Origin of the sequence: Actinacidiphila acididurans (assembly GCF_016918855.1) — a bacterium.
In the GTDB taxonomy this organism is placed as follows: Bacteria; Actinomycetota; Actinomycetes; order Streptomycetales; family Streptomycetaceae; genus Actinacidiphila; species Actinacidiphila acididurans.
This window is the reverse complement of record NZ_JADKYB010000007.1, coordinates 394,126-405,982: the sequence shown is the minus strand read 5'-3', so window position 1 is coordinate 405,982 and position 11,857 is coordinate 394,126. Positions and strand designations below refer to the sequence as shown.

11 protein-coding genes are annotated in these 11,857 nt (G+C 68.9%); 7 read left to right on the top strand and 4 right to left on the bottom strand.

Annotation, left to right across the window (positions count from 1 at the left end; all coding sequences use genetic code 11):
- Nucleotides 1–159: 159 nt before the first annotated feature.
- Complete coding sequence (locus tag ITX44_RS42185) at nucleotides 160–288, top strand: hypothetical protein (RefSeq protein WP_265934219.1); 129 nt, start codon at nucleotides 160–162, stop codon at nucleotides 286–288.
- Between the two features lie 72 nt (nucleotides 289–360).
- On the opposite strand, the gene ITX44_RS16105 is transcribed toward ITX44_RS42185, so the two are convergent.
- The 4 genes from ITX44_RS16105 to ITX44_RS16090 all read right to left on the bottom strand — a co-directional run bounded on the left by ITX44_RS16105 (nucleotide 361) and on the right by ITX44_RS16090 (nucleotide 4,520).
- A complete protein-coding gene (locus tag ITX44_RS16105; RefSeq protein WP_205357895.1) occupies nucleotides 361–1,902 on the bottom strand; it encodes a PKD domain-containing protein in 1,542 nt (513 codons plus the stop codon).
- Between the two features lie 320 nt (nucleotides 1,903–2,222).
- The gene (locus ITX44_RS16100; protein WP_205357894.1) at nucleotides 2,223–3,323 is read right to left on the bottom strand and encodes a barstar family protein; all 1,101 of its coding nucleotides are present in this window, start codon (nucleotides 3,321–3,323) and stop codon (nucleotides 2,223–2,225) included.
- Between the two features lie 285 nt (nucleotides 3,324–3,608).
- Entirely contained in the window at nucleotides 3,609–3,875 is a 267-nt protein-coding gene (locus ITX44_RS16095) for a DUF6959 family protein (protein ID WP_205357893.1), read from the bottom strand.
- Between the two features lie 87 nt (nucleotides 3,876–3,962).
- A complete protein-coding gene (locus tag ITX44_RS16090; RefSeq protein WP_205357892.1) occupies nucleotides 3,963–4,520 on the bottom strand; it encodes a hypothetical protein in 558 nt (185 codons plus the stop codon).
- Between the two features lie 157 nt (nucleotides 4,521–4,677).
- Between ITX44_RS16090 and ITX44_RS16085 the strand changes: the two genes are divergently transcribed.
- The 6 genes from ITX44_RS16085 (at nucleotide 4,678) to ITX44_RS16055 (ending at nucleotide 11,648) form a co-directional block, all read left to right on the top strand.
- A complete protein-coding gene (locus ITX44_RS16085; protein WP_205357891.1) occupies nucleotides 4,678–5,406 on the top strand; it encodes a WXG100-like domain-containing protein in 729 nt (242 codons plus the stop codon).
- Nucleotides 5,403–9,275 (top strand): DUF6531 domain-containing protein, encoded by a 3,873-nt coding sequence (locus ITX44_RS16080; protein ID WP_307795288.1) that lies wholly within the window; start codon nucleotides 5,403–5,405, stop codon nucleotides 9,273–9,275. Before ITX44_RS16085 ends, ITX44_RS16080 begins: the two co-directional genes overlap by 4 nt.
- Nucleotides 9,276–9,282: 7 nt before the next feature.
- Entirely contained in the window at nucleotides 9,283–10,038 is a 756-nt protein-coding gene (locus tag ITX44_RS16075; protein WP_205357890.1) for a hypothetical protein, read from the top strand.
- A gap of 194 nt (nucleotides 10,039–10,232) precedes the next feature.
- Nucleotides 10,233–10,430 (top strand): hypothetical protein, encoded by a 198-nt coding sequence (locus tag ITX44_RS16070; protein ID WP_205357889.1) that lies wholly within the window; start codon nucleotides 10,233–10,235, stop codon nucleotides 10,428–10,430.
- Between the two features lie 173 nt (nucleotides 10,431–10,603).
- Complete coding sequence (locus tag ITX44_RS16060; protein WP_205357888.1) at nucleotides 10,604–11,206, top strand: RHS domain-containing protein; 603 nt, start codon at nucleotides 10,604–10,606, stop codon at nucleotides 11,204–11,206.
- Nucleotides 11,193–11,648 (top strand): hypothetical protein, encoded by a 456-nt coding sequence (locus ITX44_RS16055; RefSeq protein WP_205357887.1) that lies wholly within the window; start codon nucleotides 11,193–11,195, stop codon nucleotides 11,646–11,648. The genes ITX44_RS16060 and ITX44_RS16055 overlap by 14 nt, the downstream gene beginning before the upstream one ends.
- Nucleotides 11,649–11,857 lie beyond the last annotated feature (209 nt).

Genomic DNA, 11,857 nt, shown 5'->3' with positions numbered 1-11,857 from the left:
CCGGCGGCGTGGGCACTCGTTCGAAGGGCGGACGCACGGAACACACCCGTGACCGCCGATCGGCCGCTACACTCCCACCGCCCGACGTTTCCCCAGGTCAAGCCTCAAAGTCCTGCTGGAGTACTAGGAGGACTCGGCTCAGCGGAGGCCGAGCGCCCGGTGCTCTGGGAACGGATCAAAGACGAGTGCCCGGGGCCCGGCGGCTCGGGAGCGACCGGCCGCTACCTGGCCCATGAGTTCCACGCCGAGCCAGGACGCCGCATGCTCTACGTGGAGGACCACTGCTGAGCACCCTGCTCGGCGGTTGATCGTTCACCTCATCGGTCGTTGATCGGACACTCCCGGCAGTCGCAGTGACGGTCAGCGGCAGGGCTCGTCCACCGACTTGACCGCCGTGTGCGTCGCCAGGGTCAGCGAGCGGCGGTTGGTCTGGTGGGTGAGTCTGGTGAACAGGTTGTACGCGCCGACCGGGCCGAGCGCGTCGACGCAGGCGGCCTGGTTGGTGGTCCGGGTGTAGAGGACCTTGCCGTTGCGCCAGATCCGGAAGCCGTGGCTGGGGAACAGGTCGGTGGTACCGGACACCGACAGCTCGGTCGGTTTGGCGAAGGTGACCAACAAGTCGGAGTCGATGGCCGGTGCGGGCCCGTACTTGGGGATGATGTCGACCAGCGGGTTGCTGGTGTGCAGATCCAGGTGGACCCGCTTGGTCGTCTCCTGGGTGGCGGTGGCGGACTTGGTCGCTGTCGCCACGCGCGTGCAGTGGATGGTGGCGTGGGGCGTGCGGATGGTGAAGTCGCGGTGTGTGGCCCCGTACATCCCGGCCGGTGATGTGGCCTTGCGCAAGGCGGTGATCGACGTACCGTCCCAGTCGAACTCGGCCCAGACCCGGCCGCGGAAGGAGCCGCTGCCGCTGTCGAACGTACGGTGGTCGTCGCCGCGGAAGGTCGAGGACTGGATCATCGGCCCCGACCGGTGGCCGCACGCCGACCAGCTGTCCGGGGTGTTGCCCACCAGTGCCTGGTCCAGCGGGTGGACGGGGTCGACCACGCGTGGCTGCGGGATCCATGCCCTGATCTCCACTCGGTAGTGCTCGACCACTGTGACCGTCAGCTCGTCGTGCGCGGTCAGCGCCCCGTCGCCGGCCGTCAGCCGCAGGACGTACCTGCCCGGCTGGGAGAAGGTGACCTGGGAGACGGTGGCACGGGGCGCGGTGAAGGCGGCGGTACCCGGGCCGGAGACCTTTGTCCACAGGTAGGTCAGACCCCGGCCGGGCAGGCCGTCGTCGGTGACCGTGCCGTGCACGGTGGCGGTGTCGACGGCGTGCCGCACCTGATCGGCGCCCGCCACGACGACGGGCGGGCGGTTCGCCTCGGACGGGCAGCCGTCCTCCTGGTCGCCCGGCACGGCGGGGCAGCGGTCGACGCTGTCCACGACCCGGTCTCCGTCGCTGTCGTGGCCGACGACCAGGAGGCCGGTGGTGCGCGGATACCAGTGCCCGGTGTTGTCCTGCGCGGCGAAGTCCACGGAGTAGGTGCCCTCGCCGGGGATGGTGATGTCGTTGACCAGGCTGTGCAGGTCGGTCCCAGCCCCGTAGTAGTAGCCGGCGAGCGTGGGCCAGGTGCGGTAAAGGGTCAGGCCGACCTGGTCGAAGGCGGTCTTGGGCGAGCAGACCGGGTCCTGCGCGGTCGTCCACGCCACGGTCGCCGGTATCCCACCGGACGGCCCGGCGTCACCGCGGTCGCCGATGGTGAACGCGATGCACTCGCCGGCGTTGCCCGGAGTGGGATACCAGTGCCACTCCGGTACGTCGGCCCGTGCCGTTCCGGTTCCGCCCACAACGAGCATGCCGAACAGCCCCAGCAGCGCGGCCCAGCGCGCGGCCCGCAGGCGCGTACGCCTCATGAATCCCCCACGACCTTTGATCCCGCGCAGCCCCCAGCCACGGCACGGTCACCCTAGAGCCACCGGGCCGTCGGGTTCCATACGCCGCAATACGTACGTTCCCGACAGCAATACCCCGACCGGGCCCGGCCGATGGCACTACCTCCGGCGGACGTGGGAAAGACCGACAAGTCGTGGGCGCAGATGGGCGCGACCTCAGAAGAAGCCGTGCAGGTCGGTGACGAAGCCACCGCCGCCGTCACCGAAATCAACCAAGACCGACGCGGACTGGCCCTCTGCGTCAAGCCCCCCGCAGCCAATGAGGTGGGGCGGTTCTCGGGTCACGCCAGGGTGACGTGCATCCCGCCCTGGGCCAGGACATCGAGTACCGCGGTGAACAGGTCGTACGGCCGGCCGTCCGACGTAAGGGCGTCGGACAGGTGCCTGCGCGCTGTCGCGGCGTCCCGCCAGAGCAAGGTGGCGGGAGAGGTGTAGCCGAAGGTGCCGCGCAGGCAGTCGGCCAGGGCGTCCAGGTTGCCGCCGAAGTAGCCGCCCGGCCCGTTCACCGCCTCGCCGAGCGCAAGGTACAGGCCCGGCACGTCGGTGACCTGCCGACCGTCGAGCTCGTACGCGTGACCGGCCGGCCGGTCATGGCGACCGTGCTGGCAGCCGCTCTCCCGGACCAGGTCCAGCCAGACTCCGCGCGCACGGGTGTCCAGGCCGGCCCAGGCACCGGGCGTTTGCGGTGGGCCGGCGAGCCACCGGTCCCACACCGGCCGGGCGTGGCCGGCGACGGGCGTGAACAGCGCGCTGTCCAGCTCCAGATCGATCAGGTCCGCCCCGCGTGCCGACGGACGCGAGGCCCGGACATGGGTCGTCAGCAGCAGTTGGGTCAGCCACTCGCCGCGCTGATCCCGTATCTCCAAAGCCACCTGGTCCAGGTCCAGCGCCCGCCGGGTCCCCGTCCTCAGCCGCCGCAGCAACTCGTCCCCCGGGGCGAGCCCCCGCAGGACGAGCGGAGGTGCCCCCCGCTCCGGCGGCAGGACACGGGTGAACTCCCGGCACGAGCCCAGCCAACGCCGCTCGTCGTGCACGCGGACCGGACCACGATGACCGCCGCGCGGACCCAGGTAGTCGTCCAGACCGGTGAGCACCAGACCGTCCGTTCCCGTATGCCGTCCAAGGCTCTCGCCATCCTCGAGCAGCCACGGCCCGAACGTCTCGTCCTCCGGCACCAGCCATACCCGACTGCCGACCCAACCACGTAGGACCTCAGCACCCTCGGCAACCCAGCCGAACAGTTCGTACATCCCGCGCTCAGGCTCCCCGAACAGCCCCTCCACCTCGGAGCAGACACCCCACACATGACCGTCCTCCGCATCGGTCAGCGTGTACCGCGCCTGTCCGCCCGGGGTCTCATCCACCTGCACGAACGGAATCATCCTCCAACCACGCACTGGAGCTGAGCCCTTTCCGGCGCGGCCACTTCCAGTACGGGAACCACCGAGGTCGCCCGCCAAGGCGGCCGCTTCGGTCGGGAACGGTCCGTAAATCACGATGACGCCGGCTACTGCCATGGGACACGGAATCGCTCAGACACCGTGCCTTTGGGCTCACGCCTGCACAGCCGCGGCCACCTCGGCGTCACAGCCGGCGACCGGGCGGGCGTAATACGGGGTGATGAGGCCGGCACTCCCGGGGCCGGCCGTTCTGGCTGGAGCGACGGATCAGAACGGCGGCTGCATGCCGTGAAGCCGCAGGGCTTCGATGTACTTCTCCAACAGAGCGTCCATATCGGCCAGAAGCAGGGCCGCCGTCTCCTTGGCCTCCTCCAAGTCGCCGGCGTTGCAGAGGTCGACCAGCTCGGACACGTCAGCTCGCAGCACGCTCAACGAGTCACCCTGCACCAAGACGCCCGGGAACCGACGGCCCGGCAACCGCACCACCGCGTCATTGCCGCCTTCCATCAGCATCTCGACCTCAAGGCGCTTCATGGGATGATCCAACCGACCGTCCCAGCAGACCGCAACTCGCGGCTCGACACAGAACACCGGCCGACATGTTGCGCGTGCAGGCCCGGATCATGTGTTCGCCGAAGGACGAGCCGAACCGGTGGCCGGTTGTGCGCCGGCACTCCCCTCACCAGGCGTGCGCGCCGATTGACGTATCGAGAAGGGCAAGGGTCCACGCTCAGCCCGGAGGACATCGACTGCCTCTGCCACCGCGGCGAAGTACGCCTCCCTGGCCTGGTCATACTCCGTTTCCCCGGCTCGCCGACCCGCGCTGACGGTGTCGCGGTAGCGACGCAAGGCGTCCAGAAGCGCCTCACTGCCGGCAACGATCTCCGGGGGCGACATGAGGGCCACGCGATAGCGCCAGGTATAGAGGTCCGCCTCACGAAATGCCTGGCGGGCAGCCCGCTTGCCGTCATCGGTCGCAGGCTGGTCCTGGTGAGCGATATTCCAGACGATGTCCGCGCTGCGGGCCACCGCAGCAATGAAGTCCGCCCGCAATTGCTGCTGCGCCAGATCCTCGCGGCCCCGCTGATCCCGTGACCACCGGGCACGGTCCGCCACCAGCGTCGAGCCGATGGCAATAATCGCACCGACGACCGTACTGACCAGCGGCACCACATCCATGAGCCCCCCTGCATGGCCTCGGCTTGCAAGCCCCCGCAGGACCGGCTCAGCCCGTGACTGATGGGATCGGCCGTCGAAGGACTCGGACAGCCGGCTGCCATCTGTTTTAGTGTGGCGCTCGTACGAGTCTTGCGTGCCGTATACGCCTGGGGGGCTTGTGGCGATCGAGTTGCCGGGGCCGGTGGTGTCGTTCCTGAGCGTCGTCGGGATCAGCTGGCCGAACGTCAACGAGGACAAGGTGCGGGAGTTCGCCTCGCACCTCCGGGAGTTCGCCTCGGCGGTGGACACCACCCACCAGCAGGCCACGGCCACCGTCACGCAGTTGGGGGCGCACTACAAGGGAGCCTCCTACGAGGCGCTGCTGGCCGCGTGGGGCGAGAAGTCCACCACGCACATGACCGAACTGGTGTCGCTGTGCCACGGGGTGGCCACCGCCCTGGACGTGGCCGCGGGCGTCATCGTGACGATGAAGGGCCAGTGCATCGCCGAACTCATCGGCCTGGCAACCGCGTTCGTGGCGGAGCAGGCCGCGGCGGTGGAGACGCTGGGGTTGTCCGAGGCGGCGGCAGCGGCGACGGTGAAGCTGGCCGAGAAGGCCGTGCAGGTCCTGGAGGACCAGCTCACCCAGTACATCATCGCCGAGGTCATCGAAGCCGCCCTGGACCCCCTGGTCGAAGCCGTCGGCAAGGCGGCGGGCGGGCTGATGTTCAAGGCCACCGAGGACGCCCTCGGCGTGGACACCGACGGATGGGACGTCGGCCCCGGCTTCGAGATCCACCCGTCCATGCTGACCTTCCACGCCACCACCATGCACGGCCACGCCGAGACCGTCACCGGCCACGCCACAACCCTGCAGACCAAGCTCGCCGGGGTGAACTTCCAGTGACCAACCGCATCGTCGCAGCCCTGGAACACGCCGCCACCAAGCTCGGCAAAACCCTGGGCGAGGACGCCGGCAAAGCGGTCGGGGACCTCTACCACTCCACCGGCCACAACCTGACCGGCATCGCCGAGGACACCACCGCAGCCGACCTCAAGCACGAGACAGCCCTGCGCGGCCTCATGCGCGACACCAAACAGCCCTCCGTCCACGCACCCCACGACGTCAGCGACGAAGGGCACCTCCCCCACGAGGACGCCCACCCCCCTGTGCCGCCGTCGGAGACCGGAAGCCCGACGACGCGGGCCCGGGATCAGGTCAACGAGCAGCATCCCAACGCCAGCACACGGCCGCCCTCTTCGGTCAATTCCGGCGGCAGCGACCCGGTCGACATGGCCAGCGGCCGGATGTTCCTGCCGCAGACCGACATCGTCCTGCCCGGAGTCCTGCCGCTGGTCTTCACCCGCAGAGTGGAGTCCGGTTACCGGGTGGGCCGCTGGTTCGGCCCGTCCTGGTCCTCGACCGCCGACCAGCGCCTGGAAGTGGACGACGCCGGCGTCGTATTCGTCACCGAGGACGGGATGCTCCTGCCGTACGGGCATCCCGAGCCGGGCGGTGAACCGGTTCTGCCGGCCGACGGCCCACGCTGGCCACTGACCCGTACGGCAGACGGCGACTGGACGGTCCACGACCCCGGCACCGGCCACACCCGGCACTTCAGCCGCTCCGCACACGACCCGGGCGTGGCGCTGCTGGACCAGATCACGGACCGCAACGGCAACTGGATCGCCTTCGCGTACGACGACGCCACCGGCGCCCCGACCGGCATCCGCCATCATGCGGGCTACCACCTCACCCTGACCACCCAGGACGGCCGGATCACCGCCCTGCACGCCCAAGACACAGAACTGCGCCGCTACTCCTACACCGACGGCAACCTCACCACGGTGACCAACGCCGTCGGCGCCACCCTGCAGTTGACGTACGACGCCCGCGCCCGCGTCACCTCTTGGACCGACTCCAACAACCGCCGCTACGACTACCACTACGACGACCAGGACCGCTGCATAGCCGAAGGCGGCCAGGCAGGCCACATCAGCCTCACCTTCGCCTACGACGAGAGCGACCCCACCACCGGACACCGCGTCACCACCGCCGTCAACGCCGCCGGACACACCACCCGCTACCTGGTCGACAGCCGGCTGCGCATCGTCGCCGAGACCGACCCTCTGGGCAACACCACCCACACCCAGTACAGCGACCGTGACCAGCCCACCTCGGTCACCGACCCCATGGGCAACACCACGTCGTACGCATACGACGAGCACAGTCGCCTCACCGCCGTCATGCGCCCCGACGGCACGCGCACCACAGCTGACTACAACCATCTGGGTCTGCCGGTCACCGTGACCAACCCCGACGGCACCGTGTGGCACCAGGAATTCGACAGCCAGGGCAACCGCACCGCCGTGACCGACCCCACCGGAGCCGTCACCCGCTACGGCTACGACGACCACGGCCGCCCCGCCACCATCACCAACGCCCTCGGCCAGACCACGGTCATCTCCTGCGACGCTGCCGGACTCCCCGCACAGATCACCGACCCCCTCGGCGCGGTCACCACCTACACCCGCGATGCCTTCGGCCGCCCCACCGCCGTCACCGATCCCCTGAGCGTCACCGAGTGTCTGGAATGGACCCCCGAAGGCACGCTCGCACGCCGCGTCGCCGCCGACGGCGCCACGCAGACGTGGACCTACGACGGCGAGGGCAACCTGCTCACCCACACCGACTCGGCCGGAGGCGTCACCCGCTTCGAGTACACCCATTTCGACCTGCTCACCGCCCGGACCGGACCCGACGGCGCCCGCTACGAGTTCGAGCACGACGCCGAGCTGCGCCTCACCCGCGTCATCAACCCGCAAGGACTGACCTGGACCTACGAGTACGACGCCGCCGCCAACGTCGTCTCCGAGACCGACTTCGACGGCCGCACCCTCACCTACCGGGTGGACGCCGCAGGCCGACTCGCCGCCCGCGTCGACGCGCTCGGCGGCACCATCTCGTTCGAGCGCAACCGGGTCGGCGAAGTGGTCCGCAAGGACGTCGACGGCCGCGTGACGGAATACGTCTACGACAGGGCAGGACGCCTGCTGGAGGCAGCCGGACCGGACAGCGAACTGCGCTACCAGTACGACCGTCGCGGACTCACCGAGGCGGAAGTGGTCGACGGCCGCGCCATCCTGTACGCCTATGACGTGCTGGGCCGCCGCACGCGCCGCACCACGCCCACCGGTCACATCACCTCCTACTCCTACGGCGCCGATGGACTGCCCCACCACCTGACCAGCGGCGGTCACCGGATCGACTTCACCCACGACGACGCCGGTCGGGAGCTCGCCCGCGTCTTCGGCGACACGATCAGCATGACCTCCGCCTGGGACGAAGCCGGACGGCTCGCCGCGCGGCGGATCACAGCCGGGGGCCGCGACGTCAACAGCCGCGCCTACTCCTATCGCGTCGATGGCCGGCTGACCTCTGTCGTGGACAGGCTGTCGGGCACCCGCACCTTCGATCTCGACCGCGGGGGCCGAGTGACCGCCGTCCACGCCCGGGGCTGGACGGAGCGGTACGCCTACGACGACGCCGGCAACCAGACCTCGGCATCCTGGCCCTCCGGCCACCCCGGCAGCGAGGCCACCGGACCGCGCGCCTACACCGGCACCACCATCACCCGCGCCGGAGACGTCCGCTTCGAGCACGACCCCCTCGGCCGGGTCATCCTGCGGCAGAAGACCCGCCTCTCCCGCAAGCCGGACACGTGGCGCTACGCGTGGGATACGGAGAACCGCCTCACCTCGGTGACCACTCCCGACGGGAACCGGTGGAGGTATCGCTACGACCCGCTCGGCCGCCGCATCGCGAAAGAGCGTCTGGCGGCCGAGGGCGAGAGCGTGGTCGAGGAGGTCCGGTTCACCTGGGACGGCCTGACCCTGTGCGAGCAGACCAGTCACGGACCGGACCAACCGAACACGGTCGCCCTCACCTGGGACCACCGCGGCCACACCCCCCTGACCCAGACCGAGCGCGTCCTCACCGCAGACGACCTACAGAACGAGATCGACCGCCGCTTCTTCGCCATCGCCACGGACCTCATCGGCGCCCCTGCCGAACTGATTGACGAGTCGGGTGACATCGCATGGCGCTCCCGGTCCACGCTGTGGGGCAGCACCGCATGGGCCCGCGGCGGCAGCGCCTACACCCCTCTCCGCTTCCCGGGCCAGTACTACGACCCTGAGACCGGCCTCCACTACAACCTCTTCCGCCACTACGACCCTGAGACCGGTCGCTACACCTCGCCGGACCCTCTGGGCCTGGCTCCCGCCCCGAATCCCCTCGCGTACGTGGACAACCCGCACAGCGGGTGCGACCCGCTGGGCCTCATGCCCAAGTACACGAAGGAGGAGAAGGCACAGAAGCGGGTCGACAAGATCCTGGACGACGTCGCCGAGAGGGCACGGAACGGTGAGATCAACAAGCACCCCAAGTACCACGGGGACGAGCGGCACGGCTTCACCGACGAACAGGTACTGAAAATCCTGAAGGACCCTGATGCGGTGTACCAGTCATCGGGCCAGGCAGGAAACTTCATCTTCCGTAAGAACAATGACATCGTCGTGGTCTATGGTCCTGGCTCCAAGCAGGGTCAGGCCATCACGGCCTACGGCGACTCAGGCATAAAGGGCGAATCCGGCGCGAACGCGCTCGGTGGCAGTCCGACGGACCCCGGTGCTCCGGTGACCCACGAGGACATCGTGCAGGGCAGGATTCCCGGTGAGGACGGCTACATGGCCCCAGCACGGCAGATCAGGTGAGGCGGGAATGACCACGAAACTGTCGTTCGGCGACAACTGGCGCGCAACGGTGACGGACGATCCGCTGCACATCACCCCCCGCTTCACGGGCGACTCCGTGGATATCACGCTGAATGCGGACGTACAGGAGCATGAGCGCTTCCTCGCGCGTACCTTCGGCAGCCAGGACCTGCTGTGGGACACCCCCGACGTGTTCCGGTTCGATCCGGACAGCCGGAAGCTGGTCGGGGCCGAACTCCAGATGCCGTACGTGTCCGCCGACGCCGAGACCTCCACCCGCCTTCCCGTCATGCCCGCCCTGCGCCAGGGTGGACTCCACGCCGACGAGGTCCGTGACTTCCGGCACGAGACGTGCACGGTGCTGTGCCGCGCCCCCGGGGACGCCATGCTGATCTGTCTGCGCGACCTCGATGTCCTCGACGAGCCGCTGGAGGCACGCATCGGCATCGCCCCCGACGTGGCGCTCCTCGCCCAGCACGGCACCGTCGTCGGCTGGAGCCTCACCGACCCCGCGCAGCACCTGACGACCGCGTACGCCGAACCCGACACCGACCCGCCGTCGCCTGTCACCCGCCGGCTGCTGACCGAATGCCTGGACCTGGTCACCTCGCCCCTGGTGGACGACGTGGTGGACGGCGAACCGGCCGCCCTGACCCGCCTCCGCGCCGCCGACGAGGCCTTGCGCGCCCACCACGAGGACCGGAACCGGGCCGACGCCCTTCTCGGCCTGATCGCCACCTACGTGCGGGACTACGCGAACTGATGACGGTTCGACAGCTCGCCCACCCCGGGGGACGCGAGCGGCTTTGAGGTCACCTTCGGGAGTCTGCAGTGCGCCGTTCACCGCCTCACCGTGCAGAGTCTCACCCACGAATCGGCCACGGGGGTTCTTCCACCATGGCGCCTACGCCTATCGCCCGAACGGGACCGTGGCGGCCCGTAATCGACCAAGGAGCGATGCGCCGCTTCGACGCGGACCGAGCCGGCCGGATCACCGCGGCACACGCCTCCGACTGGACGGAAACCTACGCATACGACGCTCTCGGCAACGTGACCGAAGCCGACTGGCCGACCCAGCGTGATGAGACCGCGCGAGGCCAGCGCACGTATACCGGCACCCTCATCCGTACCGCGGGCCGAATCCGCTACGAGTAGCGACGGCCACGGCCGCGTCGTCACCCGCCGCGAGACCACCCTCTCCGGCCGCACCGACACCTGGAAGGTACGCCTGGGACGGTGAGGACCGTCTGGTCGCCGTGACGACACCTGACGGCGAACGCTGGACATACGCCCACGACCCGTAGGGCCGCCGAACAGCCAAGAACCACATGAGCGGCGACGGCACCCACATGACCGAGTGGACCGACTTCACCTGGGACGGTCCGGACCTCGCCGAACAGACAGCTCACAGCCCACACCTGCCCGGGCCCTACAGCCTCACCTGGGACCGCCAGGGCTACCACCCCATAGCCCAGAGCGAGCGCCTCGCCCCACCGGACAGCCAACAGGACGACATCGACCGCCGCCTCTTCGCCATCATCACCGACCTCGTCGGCACCCCCACTCACCTGCTCAACCCGGAGGGCACCACGGTCTGGGAAGCCCGCACCACACTGTGGGGCAACACCACCGACAGCCGTCGTGGCACCACCAGCACGCCCCTCCGCTTCCCGGGCCAGTACTACGACCCCGAATTCGGCAAGGATCCACGGGCCGGATGGGGCCGCTACTACCATTACGATACGCCGCACGGCTCCCGGGTCGTCGCCGAACACACCTCCGATCCCAGGGCACCGTATCCGCATTTCCACGCAGGCCGGGCACCCGAAGGAGAACCGCGAGATGTGAACATGCAGGGCAGGCCCTACAAGCAAATCCTGCCCAAGCATCATCTCCATTACACGCAAGGTGGATGCCATGGAGGAGACTAGGCTTCAACGGAAACTCAGGGAGCATCGCGAGAAAGCGCGGCTCGATGAAATCCGCGAGAAGCTGTCCGGCCTGCTCACCGGAAATACCCTGGACGCCGACGTGGCACCTGCCTGGATCCATGAAACTACCTGGGGGTTCTGGGACATCTTCATCGAACCGCTGGAGACCCTGTCCGATGAATCCGCACCCGAAGCCGTCAGCGCATGGATCGAGGAACTTTTGGTGCGGCATGGTGTAACCGGCAGGGTCTGCGTTGCCAGCCACCCGGTCGGCACCCCCTGGCTCGAATGCCGCGTCCCGCGCAGCGGATGGGTGTCGCAGGTCCGAGAAACCATCGAAGACCCCTGGGAGTTCGCGTCCGGCGACCTTGACGTGGTCGTCGCCGTACTTGAGGCCGAATACCGCTACGAAGCCCACGTCGGCCGCAAGCCTGTCGCGTGACCGCTCCGGGCATCATCCCGCACCTTGCGAGTAACGCGGCGCCGGTCGGGAAGCAACCAGTGAAATACGCTGCAACACCGCACGTCAGCGCATTCCGCCGGTGGCTCGATGTAGCGGATGGCCTCGGACTCGGCCGAGCCGCCATGGACGCGCGACTCACCGTCCCGTATCTGGTGTGACGGCCGGTTGACTTGAGCGACCGCTCGTTT